The sequence below is a fragment of the Reyranella sp. GW821-FHT14A01 genome (assembly GCF_058803965.1).
This window is the reverse complement of record NZ_JBXAPM010000001.1, coordinates 258,095-272,266: the sequence shown is the minus strand read 5'-3', so window position 1 is coordinate 272,266 and position 14,172 is coordinate 258,095. Positions and strand designations below refer to the sequence as shown.

General features: G+C 66.4%; 12 protein-coding genes. 10 read left to right on the top strand and 2 right to left on the bottom strand.

Features of this window, described 5'->3' with window-relative positions:
- Positions 1-65 precede the first annotated feature (65 nt).
- The 6 genes from acnA (at position 66) to AC1ROX_RS01290 (ending at position 8,502) form a co-directional block, all read left to right on the top strand.
- Positions 66-2,753, top strand: a complete 2,688-nt coding sequence (gene acnA / locus AC1ROX_RS01315; RefSeq protein ID WP_493121645.1) for an aconitate hydratase AcnA — start codon at positions 66-68, stop codon at positions 2,751-2,753.
- 20 nt (positions 2,754-2,773) lie between these two features.
- Entirely contained in the window at positions 2,774-3,328 is a 555-nt protein-coding gene (locus tag AC1ROX_RS01310) for a DinB family protein (RefSeq protein ID WP_493121643.1), read from the top strand.
- Entirely contained in the window at positions 3,328-4,449 is a 1,122-nt protein-coding gene (locus AC1ROX_RS01305) for an alpha/beta fold hydrolase (RefSeq protein ID WP_493121642.1), read from the top strand. The genes AC1ROX_RS01310 and AC1ROX_RS01305 overlap by 1 nt, the downstream gene beginning before the upstream one ends.
- Positions 4,450-4,454: 5 nt before the next feature.
- Positions 4,455-5,126 (top strand): nitroreductase, encoded by a 672-nt coding sequence (locus AC1ROX_RS01300; protein ID WP_493121641.1) that lies wholly within the window; start codon positions 4,455-4,457, stop codon positions 5,124-5,126.
- 86 nt (positions 5,127-5,212) lie between these two features.
- Positions 5,213-7,150 (top strand): acetate--CoA ligase, encoded by a 1,938-nt coding sequence (gene acs / locus AC1ROX_RS01295; protein ID WP_493121639.1) that lies wholly within the window; start codon positions 5,213-5,215, stop codon positions 7,148-7,150.
- An 8-nt stretch (positions 7,151-7,158) separates the two neighbouring features.
- Positions 7,159-8,502: an amidase gene (locus AC1ROX_RS01290; protein WP_493121638.1), complete on the top strand. Its 1,344-nt coding sequence runs from the start codon at positions 7,159-7,161 to the stop codon at positions 8,500-8,502.
- A 105-nt stretch (positions 8,503-8,607) separates the two neighbouring features.
- On the opposite strand, the gene AC1ROX_RS01285 is transcribed toward AC1ROX_RS01290, so the two are convergent.
- Both AC1ROX_RS01285 and AC1ROX_RS01280 read right to left on the bottom strand, forming a co-directional pair.
- A complete protein-coding gene (locus tag AC1ROX_RS01285; protein ID WP_493121637.1) occupies positions 8,608-9,243 on the bottom strand; it encodes a flavin reductase family protein in 636 nt (211 codons plus the stop codon).
- 10 nt (positions 9,244-9,253) lie between these two features.
- Positions 9,254-10,444, bottom strand: a complete 1,191-nt coding sequence (locus AC1ROX_RS01280) for an NAD(P)/FAD-dependent oxidoreductase (protein ID WP_493121635.1) — start codon at positions 10,442-10,444, stop codon at positions 9,254-9,256.
- 66 nt (positions 10,445-10,510) lie between these two features.
- Here AC1ROX_RS01280 and AC1ROX_RS01275 point away from each other — a divergent pair, with 66 nt between their 5' ends.
- The 4 genes from AC1ROX_RS01275 to AC1ROX_RS01260 all read left to right on the top strand — a co-directional run bounded on the left by AC1ROX_RS01275 (position 10,511) and on the right by AC1ROX_RS01260 (position 14,126).
- Positions 10,511-11,089, top strand: a complete 579-nt coding sequence (locus AC1ROX_RS01275; RefSeq protein WP_493121633.1) for an SCO family protein — start codon at positions 10,511-10,513, stop codon at positions 11,087-11,089.
- Positions 11,090-11,165: 76 nt separating this feature from the next.
- Entirely contained in the window at positions 11,166-12,386 is a 1,221-nt protein-coding gene (locus tag AC1ROX_RS01270; RefSeq protein ID WP_493121632.1) for a polyhydroxyalkanoate depolymerase, read from the top strand.
- A gap of 60 nt (positions 12,387-12,446) precedes the next feature.
- Positions 12,447-13,250, top strand: coding sequence for a mechanosensitive ion channel family protein (locus AC1ROX_RS01265; RefSeq protein WP_493121630.1), 804 nt, complete (start codon positions 12,447-12,449; stop codon positions 13,248-13,250).
- Between the two features lie 18 nt (positions 13,251-13,268).
- Positions 13,269-14,126: a metallophosphoesterase gene (locus tag AC1ROX_RS01260; protein WP_493121629.1), complete on the top strand. Its 858-nt coding sequence runs from the start codon at positions 13,269-13,271 to the stop codon at positions 14,124-14,126.
- Positions 14,127-14,172 lie beyond the last annotated feature (46 nt).

Below are 14,172 nucleotides of genomic sequence, written 5' to 3'. Positions count from 1 at the left end.
TGTGGGGGTACATGCCCTTATTTTGCCCCACATCTTCAGAGAACCGACCTTCCAGGAGTAAAGATATGGCCGCCGCCCATCCCAATAGCTTCAAGGCCCGAAAGACACTGAAGGTCGGCACCCGGAGCTATACATATTTCAGCCTGAAGGCCGTCGAGAAGGAGGTCGGTGACCTCTCCCGCCTGCCCTTCTCGCTCCGCGTCCTGATGGAAAACCTGCTGCGCCACGAGGACGGCACGACCGTCAAGAAGACCGACATCGCGGCCTTCGCCGAATGGCTGCAGAACGGCGGCCGCTCCGCCAAGGAAATCAACTTCCGTCCCGCCCGCGTGCTGATGCAGGACTTCACCGGCGTCCCCGCCGTGGTCGACCTCGCCGCCATGCGCGACGCCATGGGCAAGCTGGGCGGCGACGCCAAGAAGATCAACCCGCTGGTCCCCGTCGACCTCGTGATCGACCATTCGGTGATCGTCGACAATTTCGGCAATTCGAGCGCCTTCGGCGCCAACGTGAAGCTCGAGTACGAGCGTAACCTCGAGCGCTACCAGTTCCTGCGCTGGGGCGCGATGGCGTTCGACAATTTCCGCGTCGTGCCGCCGGGCACCGGCATCTGCCACCAGGTCAACCTCGAGTACCTGGCGCAGGTCGTGTGGACCAAGAAGGAAGGCAAGGAGACGATCGCCTATCCCGACACGCTGGTCGGCACCGATTCGCACACCACGATGGTCAACGGCCTCGCGGTGCTGGGCTGGGGCGTCGGCGGCATCGAGGCCGAGGCCGCGATGCTCGGCCAGCCGCAGCCGATGGTCATCCCCGACGTCGTGGGCTTCAAGCTCACCGGCAAGCTGCCTGAAGGCGCGACCGCGACCGACCTGGTGCTTACCGTCACCCAGATGCTGCGCAAGAAGGGCGTGGTGAACAAGTTCGTCGAGTTCTACGGCGAGGGCCTCGACGAGATGCCGCTGGCCAACCGCGCGACCATCGCCAACATGGCGCCGGAATACGGCGCGACCTGCGGCTTCTTCCCGGTCGACGAGATCACGCTGGGCTACCTCAAGACGACCAACCGCGGCACGGCCGCCAAGCTGGTCGAGGCCTATGCCAAGAAGCAGGGCCTGTGGCGCTCCAAGAAGTCGCCCGAGCCGGTCTTCACCGACACGCTGTCGCTCGACCTGGGCGACGTCGTGCCGAGCCTCGCCGGCCCCAAGCGCCCGCAGGACCGCGTGCCGCTCGCGGAAGCCGCCCACCAGTTCGTCGCGAACATGGAGAAGGAATTCGACCGCAAGGATGACGGCAAGCGCATCCCCTGCGAGGGCACCGACTACGACCTCGGCCACGGCGACGTGGTGATCGCGGCCATCACCTCCTGCACCAACACCTCGAACCCCTACGTCATGCTGGGCGCCGGCCTGATCGCGCGCAACGCGGTGAAGCTCGGCCTCAAGGTCAAGCCGTGGGTGAAGACCTCGCTGGCCCCGGGCTCGCAGGTCGTGACCGAATACTTCGAGGCCTCGGGCCTGCAGAAGGACCTGAACAAGATCGGCTTCAACCTGGTCGGCTATGGCTGCACCAGCTGCATCGGCAACTCCGGCCCGCTGCCCGATCCCGTCACCAAGGCGATCGGCGACGGCGACCTGGTCGTGAGCTCGGTGCTCTCGGGCAACCGCAACTTCGAGGGCCGCGTCAATCCGCTGACCCGCGCCAACTACCTCGCCTCGCCGATGCTGGTCGTGATCTACGCGCTGGCCGGCTCGATGAAGATCGACATCACCAAGGATCCGATCGGCGTCGGCAAGGGCGGCAAGCCCGTCTACCTGAAGGACCTCTGGCCGTCGAACATGGAAGTCGCCAAGACCGTCGACAAGTTCGTCACGGCCAAGGCCTTCAAGAAGCGCTACGCCAATGTCTTCGAGGGCGACAAGTTCTGGCGCGGCATCAAGACCAAGCCCAGCCTGACCTACGCCTGGGACGACAAGTCGACCTACGTGCGCAACCCGCCCTACTTCGAGGGCATGGGCAAGACGCCGTCGGCGCTCAGCAACATCACGGGCGCCCGTCCGCTCGGCCAGTTCGGCGATTCGATCACCACCGACCACATCTCGCCCGCCGGCTCGATCAAGAAGGACAGCCCCGCCGGCAAGTACCTGATGGAGGAAGGCGTCGAGGCCAAGGACTTCAACCAGTACGGCACGCGCCGCGGCAATCACGAGGTGATGATGCGCGGCACCTTCGCCAACATCCGCCTCAAGAACGAGATGGTCCCGGGCATCGAGGGCGGCTACACGCACCACTTCACGACCGACCAGCCCGAGCCGATCTACGACGTGGCGATGCGCTACAAGAAGGAGCATACGCCGCAGGTGCTGATCGCCGGCAAGGAATACGGCACCGGCTCCTCGCGCGACTGGGCGGCCAAGGGCGTCAACCTGCTGGGCGTGAAGGCGGTGGTCTGCGAGACCTTCGAGCGCATCCATCGCTCGAACCTGGTCGGCATGGGCGTGCTGCCGCTGCAGTTCAAGGACGGCATGACGCGCAAGACGCTGAACCTCACCGGCCGCGAGACCTACGACGTGGGCGGCATCGACGGCGAGCTGAAGCCCGGCATGGACGTGCCGCTGACCATCCATCGCCCCGACGGCGCGTCGGAGACGATCATGCTGACCTGCCGCATCGATACCGCGGAAGAGGTCGGCTACTTCAAGAACGGTGGCGTGCTGCACTACGTGCTGCGCAACCTGGCCCACGCGGCCTGACGCCGGCGGACACGGGATCCATGGCGACGGGGCTTCCAGGCCATGCCGTCGCCATGGCCCGCAACAACATCTGGGCGAACCACCGGCTGCTCACCGCCTGCAAGGGGCTGACGCCGGAAGAGTTCGCCGCGCCGCGCACCAGCTTCTTCCCGTCGCTGCGCGCCACGCTCAATCACATCCTCTGGGTCGATCTCTATTACATCGACGCGCTGCACCGCGATCCGACGGTGCTCGACCGCTATTACGCGCCGATCCCCGACTTTCCCGACGCCGCCTCGCTCTACGAACCGCAGATCGCCAGCGACCGGCGGCTGCTCGCCTTCTGCGAGCGCCAGACTGAACAGAGTCTCGCCGAGGGGCTCGTCCTGCCGCGGCCCAATCGCACGCCGCCGCCGTCCAGCGTGATCTCCATCCTGGAGCATCTCTTCCAGCACCAGACGCACCATCGCGGCCAGGCCCATGCGATGCTGGCCGGCACGAGGGTGAAGCCGCCGCAGCTCGACGAGTTCTTCCTCGAGGGCGAGCAGCATCTCAGGCGCGACGAGCTGCTGGCGCTGGGCCTCGAGCCCTCCTGATGCGTCCGCGTCCTTCCTTCGCCGGCGCGGCCATCGAGGTGAGCGACCTCGCACGCTCCGTCGCCTTCCATCGCGTGTGGCTGCCGATGCTGGGCTTCCATCGCGTCTGGGCCAGCCCCGACCGGGTGATGTGGTCGCGCGGCTACGATCATTTCGTGATGCGCCAGGCCAAGCACGGCATCTCCTACGGGCCGGGCGCGCTGTGGCTCGCCGTCTCGGCCGAGAGCCGCGGCCAGGTCGACCAGGTGTTCGCCGAACTGCGCGATGCCGGTGCCGAGATCATCCAGCCGCCGCAGGAACTCGACTATCTCGCCCCCGGCTACTACTCGGTCGGCTTCCGCGATCCCGACGGCGTGCCCATCGAGGTGATGCACCGTTGGGACGACCTGCCCGACGTGCGCGACGCCGAACAGGTGCGCGTGCCCGGCCACGGCGTCAGCCTGGGCGGCTACTTCTTCAAGCCGGTGGCCGGTCAGCCGCCCTATCCGGCGCTGATCCTGCTGCACGGCTTCGCCGGCCACGCCCACAACATGGTGGGGCTGGCGCGCGCCGCCGCGGCCAACGGCTACGCGGCGCTCGCTCTGTCGCTGCGCGGCTGGCTGGGCTCGGAGGGCGAAAACGACCAGGGGCTGCGCCAGCCGCTCGACGTGCTGGCCGCCATCGACTGGCTGGCCAAGCGGCCGCTGGTCGACCGCGACCGCATCGCGCTGGTCGGCGCCTCGATGGGCGGACAGGTGGCGTTGCTGGCCGCCGCGCATAAGCCGCCGATACGCGCCGTCGCCTCGTTCTTCGCGCCCACGGACCTGGCGCGCTGGCGCGAAGCCAATCCCTACATGCGCGACTATCTCGACGATCTCTGCGGGCCCGAGGGCCTGCCGGTGCGCTCGCCGATCCTGCGGGTCGCGCAGATCGACGCGCCGGTCCTGCTTCTGCACGGCGATCGCGACGAGAACGTACCGGTCGAGCAGTCGCTCGCCATGGCCGAGGCGCTGCGCAATCATGGCAAGGACGCCGAGGCCGTCGTGATCCCCGGCGCCACCCACTATTTCACCGAGCAGCAGAATGCCGCCGCGCGGCGCACGCTGTTCGACTTCCTGCGTCGTCATCTCACCCGGAGCTAGCGTCCATGCGCGTGTCAGAAGCCGTCAATTCCCGCCGCTCCATGCGCGTCTTCAAGGCCGATCCGGTGGCCAAGGCCGACATCGAATGGATCATCGAGAACGCCAACCGCTCGGCCTCGAACGGCAACCTGCAGCCCTGGAAGCTCTATGTGACCACGGGCGCGGCGCGGAAGCGGCTGTCCGCGGCGATCCTGTCGGCGATGGACGTCGGCGATAACGGCCCGGGCGCGGAGTACAACGTCTATCCGCAGGAAATGACGCCGGTCTACGATGCGCGCCGCAAGCTGGTCGGCAAGCAGCTCTACACGCTGCTCGGCGTGCCGCGCGGCGACGCGGCCGGCATGCTGAAGCAGTTCCGCAAGAACTACGAGTTCTTCGACGCGCCGGTCGGCATGATCCTCTGCGTCGAGAAGCGCATGGGCAACGGCCAGTGGATCGACTGCGGCATCTTCCTCGATCAGCTGATGCTGCTGGCGCGCGAGAAGGACCTGCACACCTGCCCGCAGGCCGCCTTCAGCCGCTACCAGCACGTCGTGCGCCGCGAGCTCAAGATCCCCGACGACCAGACGGTGATCTGCGGCCTGGCGCTGGGCCATGCCGATCCCGATGTGATTCCCAACAGCCTGATCACCGAGCGCGCACCGATCCGGGATTTCACGACCTGGATCGACGAGTGACGCCCAAAGTCGAATTGCCGAGCCCGCCGGGTGCACGCTAAAACGCAGGTAATTCAGGGCATAAAGCCCCTAGCCGGAGGAAAGCCATGGCCGATGAGGTGATCGCCGTCAGCGCCGAGTGGGCCAAGCGCGCCTATGTCGACGATGCCAAGTACAAGTCGATGTACGAGGCCTCGGTCAACGATCCCGCCACGTTCTGGGGCGAGCACGGCAAGCGGATCGACTGGATCAAGCCCTACAGCCCTGGAGCCGTGCGCGACGTCGATTACACCGGCGACGTCCACATCCGCTGGTTTTACGACGGCGTGCTGAACGTCTCGGCCAACTGCGTCGACCGTCACCTCGCCAAGCGCGCCGACCAGACCGCCATCATCTGGGAAGGCGACGATCCCGCGAAGTCGAAGAAGATCACCTATCGCGAGCTGCACGGCGAAGTCTGCCGCATGGCGAACGCGCTGAAGGAACTCGGCGTCAAGAAGGGCGACAGGGTCACCATCTACCTGCCGATGATCCCCGAGGCCGCCTACGCGATGCTGGCCTGCACCCGCATCGGCGCCATCCATTCCGTCGTGTTCGGCGGCTTCTCGCCCGACAGCCTCGCCAACCGCCTGGTCGACTGCGACAGCAACGTCGTGATCACCGCCGACGAGGGCCTGCGCGCGGGCAAGCACGTGCCGCTCAAGGCCAATTGCGACGAGGCGCTGAAGAAGGCGCCGGGCGTGAAGAAGGTGCTGGTGGTCAAGCACACCGGCGGCAAGGTCGCCTGGGAAGCCGACCGCGACGTGTGGTGGCACGAGATCGCCGCCAAGGTGCCGGCCGACTGCGCGCCCGAGCCGATGGGCGCCGAGGATCCGCTGTTCATCCTCTATACGTCGGGCTCGACCGGCAAGCCGAAGGGCGTGCTGCACACGACCGGCGGCTACATCGTCTTCGCGTCGATGACCCACCAGTACGTGTTCGATTATCACGATGGCGACGTCTATTGGTGCACCGCCGACGTGGGCTGGGTGACCGGCCACAGCTACATCCTCTATGGACCGCTCGCCAACGGCGCCACGACCCTGATGTTCGAGGGCGTGCCCAACTATCCCGATTCCAGCCGCTTCTGGCAGGTGATCGACAAGCACCAGGTGAACATCTTCTACACCGCGCCGACCGCGATCCGCGCGCTGATGCGCGAGGGCGAGGCACCGGTGAAGAAGACGAGCCGCAAGAGCCTGCGCCTGCTGGGTTCGGTCGGCGAACCGATCAATCCCGAAGCGTGGCTGTGGTACCACCGCGTGGTCGGCGACAGCCGCTGCCCGATCGTCGACACCTGGTGGCAGACCGAGACCGGCGGCATCCTGATCACGCCGCTCCCCGGCGCGACGGCATTGAAGCCCGGTTCCGCGACCAAGCCTTTCTTCGGCGTGCAGCCGGTGATGGTCGATGCCGAGGGCAAGGAGCTTGAAGGCGCCTGCACCGGCAATCTCTGCCTGATCAATTCCTGGCCCGGCCAGATGCGCACGGTCTACGGAGACCACCAGCGCTTCATAGAAACCTACTTCAAGACCTATCCCGGCAAGTACTTTACCGGCGACGGCGCGCGGCGCGACGAGGACGGCTACTACTGGATCACCGGTCGCGTCGACGACGTGATCAACGTCTCGGGCCATCGTATCGGCACCGCCGAGGTCGAGAGCGCGCTGGTCGCCAACACCAAGGTGGCCGAGGCCGCCGTGGTTGGCTTCCCGCACGACATCAAGGGCCAGGGCATCTACGCCTACGTCACCCTGAAGGCCGGCCAGCATCCCTCCGAGGAGCTGCGCAAGGAGCTGGTCGCCTGGGTGCGCAAGGAGATCGGCCCGATCGCCACGCCCGACGTCATCCAGTGGGCGCCCGGCCTGCCCAAGACGCGCTCGGGCAAGATCATGCGCCGCATCCTGCGCAAGATCGCCGAGAACGATTTCAGCAACCTGGGCGACACGTCCACCCTCGCCGACCCGATGGTGGTCGACGATCTCGTCAAGAACCGCGGCAAGTAAGGAACACGATGGCCAACCCGACGATCACCCAGCTCGCCGCGGACCTGGCCGCCGGCCGCACCACCTCGCGCAAGCTCACCGAAGAGGCGCTGGCGCGCATCGCGGATCCCAAGGGCGAAGGCAGCCGCGCCTTCGTGAAGATCTGGAAGGACCAGGCGATGGCCGCCGCCGACGCGAGCGACGGTCTGCGCAAGGCGGGCCTCGTGCCCTCGCCGCTCGCCGGCATTCCGGTCTCGATCAAGAACCTCTGCGACGTCGCGGGCGAGACGACGCTGTCAGGCTCGAAGGCGCTCGACAATGCCAAGCCGGCCACCGAGGACGCGCCCGTGGTGGCGCGCCTGCGTGCCGCCGGTGCGGTGATCGTCGGCAGCACCAACATGAGCGAGTTCGCCTTCTCGGGCGTCGGCTTCAACCCGCACTACGGCACGCCGGGCAATCCGGCCGACCGCACGCGCGTGCCGGGCGGCTCCTCCGCCGGTGCGGCCGTCTCGGTGGCCGATCGCATGGCCGTCGCGGCGCTGGGCACCGATACCGGTGGCTCGGTGCGAATCCCCGCCGCCGTCTGCGGCCTCGTAGGCTTCAAGCCGACGGCGCGCCGCGTGCCGATCGACGGCGTGATCCCGCTCTCGACCTCGCTCGATTCGATCGGGCCGCTCGCCAACTCGGTCGAGGATTGCGCCATCGTCGACGCCGTCTTCGCGGCCGAACCGATCTCGGTGCCCGACGCAGCGCCGCTCGCCGGACTTCGTTTCGCCATCCCCAAGCACTTCGTGATGGATGAACTCGACCCGACCGTCGCCAAGGCCTTCGAGCGCGCCTGCAAGGCGCTGGCGGCCAAAGGTGTGAAGATCGAGCAGATCGACCTCGCCGAGCTGAACGAGCTGCCGGCGATCAATGCCAAGGGCGGGTTCGCCGCGTCCGAAGCCTATGCCTGGCACAAGGAGCTGATCGCCCGCCGCGGCACCGACTACGACCCGTTCGTCCATCCGCGCATCATGCGCGGCAAGGACATGACGGCCGCCGATTACATCGAGCTGCTGGCCAAGCGCGCCGACCTCTGCCGCCGCGTCTCCGCGATCACCTCGAACTACGACGCTGTGATCATGCCGACCTGCGCCATCGTCGCGCCGACGCTCGAGGAAGTGTCGACGCCCGAAGGCTTCACCAAGAAGAACCTGCTGCTGCTGCGCAACACCACGGTCGGCAACTTTTTAGACCGCTGCGGCATCAGCCTGCCGTGCCACGCTCAAGGCGAGCTGCCCGTCGGGTTCATGCTGATGGGCGAGACCATGGCCGACAAGCGCGTGCTGGCAATGGCGCGCTCAGTGGCGCCGGTCGTGGCGGGTCACTAAGCGACTATCTTGTCATCCTGAGCGCAGCGAAGGATCTCACGCCCGCTCAGGAGTCTGCTGGTCGTTCCGTTAGGTCCTTCGCTGCGCTCAGGACGACAGTTTAACTCACTGATACCGGGGATCGTCCGGACGCCGCATCTTCCAGACGTTCTCGGTCGTCGTGTATTCGCTGTAGCCCAGCCGCGCGACCGGCTTCATCGACATGATGTCGACTCGGCCGTCCTTGAGCAGCGAGTCGTCGATGTGGATACCGACCACCTGGCCCAGCACGATCGAGCCGCGCTTGGCCTCGAAGCCCGGCTCTTCCGGCAGTTCGATCGTCTTCCAGTACTTGCACTCGAGCGCAACCGGCGATTCCCTCACCCGCGGCGGCTTCACGAAGCGGCAGGGTTCGGGTGTGAGACCCGCGAGCTTCATCTCGTCGATGCCGTAGGCCACCATCGCGGTGGTGATGTTCATCTTCTCGCTCATCTCCGCGGTCACCATGTTGACCACGAACTCGCCGGTCTCCTCGGCGTTCATGCGGCTGTGCTTGGTCGGTGTGTCGCCGTAGGTGCCGGTGATGGCGAAGTAGACCATGGGCGGGAACTCACCGACGCCGTTGTAGAAGCTGTAGGGCGCGAGGTTCACGCGGCCCTGCCCGTCGACCGTCGAGATCCAGCCGATCGGCCGCGGCACGATCAGCGCCTTCAGCGGATCCTGCGGCAGTCCATGGTCGCGCTTGCTGGCATCGTAGAACATCTGTCGTCCCTCACCCGAATTTCACTGGTGGTGTCTGCACTGTCGGCGCGGCCGCATCAAGCAGCGCCTGGCGGCCGCCCGACCGCGGCGGGTAGATGCGCTCGCGGTTGATCAGCTCCTTGGTGCGCTTGGCGGCGGCGCCGCGCGACACCAGCCTGCGGTCCCAGCCCTCGGTGTAGAGCGCGCCCCACGGTCCGAGATCGAGGATCGTCGCGTACCAGGCGATGGCGAGCGGCAGCATCTTCTCGCCCAGCAGGTCGCAGACCGCATTGTGGCCGGCGAAGCGGCCCATCGGCCGTCCATGCTGGCAGGACATGACACAACCATGGTCGCCGTCGATCGGGAACGTCGCGACGTCACCCGCTGCAAACTCGGCAGCGAGGCCCCTGATCTTCAAGGTCGAATCGACCGGCAAGCGGCCGAGACGGTCGCGCTCCGCCGGAAAGGCCGCCGCGAGCGGATGGGCACGCATGCCGGCGCACCACACGACCGTCGCCGCCTCGATACGCTCGCCGTCCTGCAGCGTTGCGCCCATCGCATCGACCGCCGCGACCGACACGCCGCCGCGCATCTCGATGCCCAGTGCCTGCAGCGCCTCCTCGATGACCGGCACCGCTTCCGTGCCCATGTCGGAGCCGATCCGCGGCGCATGATCGGCCAGGATGACGCGCGGCGCGGTGATGCCTGTGGCGCGCAGCTTGCCCGGCATCTCGGCCGCCGCCTCGATGCCCGTCAGTCCGCCGCCGACGACCAGCACGGTCGAGGCACCGGGCGACAGGTGGGCGATGTGATCGTTGAGACGCATCGCCGCGTCATGGGTGTCGACGTCGAACCCGTGCTCGGCGAGACCCGGGATCGGCGGTCGCGCGAGCCGGCTGCCCAGCGCGAAGACGAGACGGTCATAGCCGACCTGCTGCGGCGCACCGTCGGCCTCATAAGCCACCGTCCGACTCGCAACGTCGATCCCGGTGACGACTCCTTGAAGACGCCGCACGCCGACCGGGGCCAGCACGCTATCGAGCGCCACGCGCGTGTCCGACAGGTCGGCCTCGTAGTTGCGGACGCGGATCGAATGCCACGGCGTGTCGTTCAGCAGCGCGATCTCAATATCCGCGCCGAGCATCTCACGCGCCCGCGCCGCCGCCAGCGCGCTCCACAGGCCCGCGAATCCGCCGCCCAGAATTAGGATCCGTCGCGTCATCACGTCCGGTTGTGCGACGAGCCGTCCGGCTTGTCGAGCCGGGCCGGGCGGCCCATGTTCCGCGGCATGTCACGCACCATGAAGGCGCTCCTGGGCGTCTGGATCGCAGCCCTCGTCGTCGCCGCCGGCTGGATCGCCTGGGATGTCACGCAGGACGGCAAGCCGTCGATCGGCGGTCCCTTCAAGCTCGTCGACCAGGATGGCCGTCCCTTCTCCAGTGACCAGCTCAAGGGCAAGCCGACCCTGATCTATTTCGGCTTCACCTATTGCCCGGACGTCTGCCCGACTTCGCTGCTGCTGATGGAAACGGCGATCGACAAGCTGGGGCCGGATGCGGGCAAGAAGGTGAACCTGGTCTTCATCACCGTCGATCCGGAGCGCGATACGCCGGCGCTGCTGAAGGGCTATGTGCCGAATTTCGGCCCGACCTTCATCGGCCTCACCGGCACGCCGCAGCAGATCGCCGACGTGACGCGCGCCTATCGCGTCTATGCCCAGAAGGTCCCGGGCAAGGACGGCTCGCCCTACCTCATGGACCATTCCTCGATCGTCTATCTGCTCGACCGCAACGGCCGCTTCGTTACCCATTTTACCCATGAGGCGAAGGCGGAAACTATGGCTAATGCCGTGGGACGCCTTCTTTAAGTCATTGATTTTTCACGATTTGTGCACTGCACTATAAACGTGACTTAAACGGACTTGAGCGTACAATCCGCGCCCCATGCTTTACCAAGCGTACGAATTCCAGCGCCAGCTCGCCGTCCCCATCCGGATGTGGGCCAGCGCCCTCGAGCAGGTCTATTCCAGCCCCTACAATCCATGGGCGGAGACCTGGTTCGGCAAGTCGATCGCCGCCAGCGCGGAGATCATGACGCGCCTCACCCGCAGCTACGGCAAGCCGGCGTTCGGGCTGAAGACCACGCAGATCGGCGACGAGACCGTCGCCGTCAACGAAGAGATCCTGCTGCGCAAGCCGTTCTGCCAGCTCCTACGGTTCCACCGCGACACCCCGCGCCGCGATCCGAAGGTGCTGGTCGTGGCGCCGATGAGCGGCCACTACGCGACCCTGCTGCGCGGCACGGTCGAGGCGCTGCTGCCCGACCATGACGTGCACATCACCGACTGGATCGACGCGCGAGAAGTGCCGCTGAGCCAGGGCAATTTCGACCTCGACGATTACATCGACTACGTCGCCGACTTCTGCCGCTATCTCGGACCCGACGTCCATGTCATCGCCGTCTGCCAGCCCTCGGTACCGGTGATGGGCGCCGCCGCGCTGATGGCGGAGGCGAAGGACCCGCGCCAGCCCAAGTCGATCACCCTGATGGGCGGCCCGATCGACACCCGCGTCAGCCCGACGGTTCCCAACGACCTGGCGATGCGCAACTCGATGATGTGGTTCCGCCAGAACGTCATCTCGACGGTGCCGCTCAACTATCCGGGCGCCATGCGCCGCGTCTATCCGGGCTTTCTGCAGCTCACCTCGTTCATCAGCATGAACCTCGACCGCCATGTGAACGCGCACATGCGCCAGTTCGAGCATCTGGTGAAGGGCGATGACGACCCGGCCAGCGCCCACCGCGCCTTCTACGACGAATATCTCGCGGTGATGGATCTCAGCGCCGAGTTCTACCTCCAGACCATCGAGGTCGTGTTCAAGGAACACCTGCTGCCGCGCGGCGAATGGGTGAGCCGCGGCCGCAAGATCGACCCGTCGTTCATCGAGACCGCCCTGATGACGGTCGAAGGCGAGCTCGACGACATTTCGGGCGTCGGCCAGACCAAGGCTGCGCATGCCCTCACGCCGAACATTCCCGGCGCACGGCACGTGCACTGGGAACAGCCGCGGGTCGGCCACTACGGCATCTTCAACGGCCGCAAGTGGCGCGAGCAGATCATGCCGCGCATCCGCTCGTTCATCCGCGAGAACGACGCCCGCTAGAATAGCCCTCTGGAATATGGGGGAGGCAACCGGCGCCGCCCGCACGGCGTTGGCTTTCCCATGGGTATCGAGCAGCAGTGGAACAACGCCGCCAATGTGCTGGTGGCCCTGGTCACAACCTATGGGCTCCGCGTTCTCGGCGCGGTCATCATCCTGTGTGCCGGCTGGATGACATCGCGGCTGCTCTACACCGCCGTCGTGCAGCTCTGCCAGAAATCGCCGCGGATCGACCGCACGGTGGCGCTCTTCATCGGCAACGGCGTCCGCTACACCGTCCTCGTCTTCACCTTCGTCGCCGTCCTGACGACCTTCGGCATCGCCACCACGAGCTTCGTCGCCGTCCTCGGTGCGCTGGGCATCGCCATCGGCCTCGCCCTGCAGGGTACGCTGAGCAATCTCGCGGCCGGCATCATGCTGGTCGTGTTCCGGCCCTTCCATATCGGCGACAGGATCGAGACCGGCGGGGTCGGCGGGACCACCTGCGAGATCAATCTGTTCTTCACCGAGATCGACGGCGACGACAACACACGCATTATCATCCCCAACGGCAAGCTCTGGGGTGAGATCGTGAAGGTCCCGACGCGCAACGACACGGCGCGCATCGACCTGCATGTGCCGCGACCGGCCAACGAAGATGTCGGCGCGTCGATCTCGCGATTGAAGAGCCTGATCGAGCGCGACGAGCGTGCCCTGAAGATCTCCGCGATCGGCATCGAGACGCTGGAAGCCGACAAGTACACATTGGCTGCACAGGTCTGGGCGCCACGTGAAGCGGTTACCGCCCTGAAGTACGACCTCAACCGCAGCATCAAGGAAGAGTTCGACCGGAGGCCCCCGGCCGCGGTGGAGCGCCGCGCCGGATAGGGCTAGCATTGCCCTTCCATGACAGACCTGCCCGTCACGATTTCCGAGTGGAAGCCCGCCCCCTTCGACCTGAAGGGCGAGACGGTATTTGCCATCGGCGACGTCCATGGCTGCGCCGCCGAACTCGGGGCGCTGCTGACGTCGATCGCCAGGCTCGCCGGCGAGACGAAGGGCAAGCGGCGGCTGATCTATCTCGGCGACATGATCAATCGCGGCCCCGACAGCATTGGCGTGCTGAAACAGTGGGCCGAAAACGAGGATGCGCACGGGGTCGACCATGTCGACCGGCTGATGGGCAACCATGAGATCATGATGATGCTGACCGTCGTCGGCGGCCCGCACGCGCACAAGGCCGAAACGATGTGGATGTCCAAGCGCATGGGCGGCCATATCCTGCTCGACGAGATGACGGCCCGCGCCGGCCGTCCGGCGGCGCATGCCGACCAGGCCCTGCTGCACGATGCGCTCGGCGAGACGGTCGTGCATCGCCTGCAGGGCATGCGTTCGCATGTGAGGCTCGGCAACACGGTGTTCGTCCATGGCGGCCTCGACCCTCATGCCGAGGAGGACGAGTTCCTCGCGCGACCCTGGCTGATCTTCACCGAAGCGCGCTGGGCCTGGATCAACCACGGCTTCCTCGACTGGAAACAGGGCTTCGGCGGCACGCTGGTGGTGCATGGCCATACGCCTCCCGACAAGCACCGGAAGATCAGCGGCATGGAAGATCCGCACCTGTTCGAGGGCGACCGCCTCGGCCTCGACGGCGGCAGCGCCCGCACGGGCATCGTCACCGCGGCGGAAATCCAGGACGGCCGCTATCGCATCCTCAAGGCCGGCACGCCCTTCGAGAATCCCGCCTCTTCCGACGCCGAATAGGCAATAATTTCTCAAATCAGGACTGTCGGCAATCGGCCCGCTCGTA

Coding starts and splice junctions, on each gene's coding strand:
- acnA (WP_493121645.1), top strand. CDS start 66: ATGGCCGCCGCCCATCCCAATAGCTTCAAGGCCCGAAAGACACTGAAG.
- AC1ROX_RS01310 (WP_493121643.1), top strand. CDS start 2,774: ATGGCGACGGGGCTTCCAGGCCATGCCGTCGCCATGGCCCGCAACAAC.
- AC1ROX_RS01305 (WP_493121642.1), top strand. CDS start 3,328: ATGCGTCCGCGTCCTTCCTTCGCCGGCGCGGCCATCGAGGTGAGCGAC.
- AC1ROX_RS01300 (WP_493121641.1), top strand. CDS start 4,455: ATGCGCGTGTCAGAAGCCGTCAATTCCCGCCGCTCCATGCGCGTCTTC.
- acs (WP_493121639.1), top strand. CDS start 5,213: ATGGCCGATGAGGTGATCGCCGTCAGCGCCGAGTGGGCCAAGCGCGCC.
- AC1ROX_RS01290 (WP_493121638.1), top strand. CDS start 7,159: ATGGCCAACCCGACGATCACCCAGCTCGCCGCGGACCTGGCCGCCGGC.
- AC1ROX_RS01285 (WP_493121637.1), bottom strand. CDS start 9,243: ATGTTCTACGATGCCAGCAAGCGCGACCATGGACTGCCGCAGGATCCG.
- AC1ROX_RS01280 (WP_493121635.1), bottom strand. CDS start 10,444: ATGACGCGACGGATCCTAATTCTGGGCGGCGGATTCGCGGGCCTGTGG.
- AC1ROX_RS01275 (WP_493121633.1), top strand. CDS start 10,511: ATGTCACGCACCATGAAGGCGCTCCTGGGCGTCTGGATCGCAGCCCTC.
- AC1ROX_RS01270 (WP_493121632.1), top strand. CDS start 11,166: ATGCTTTACCAAGCGTACGAATTCCAGCGCCAGCTCGCCGTCCCCATC.
- AC1ROX_RS01265 (WP_493121630.1), top strand. CDS start 12,447: ATGGGTATCGAGCAGCAGTGGAACAACGCCGCCAATGTGCTGGTGGCC.
- AC1ROX_RS01260 (WP_493121629.1), top strand. CDS start 13,269: ATGACAGACCTGCCCGTCACGATTTCCGAGTGGAAGCCCGCCCCCTTC.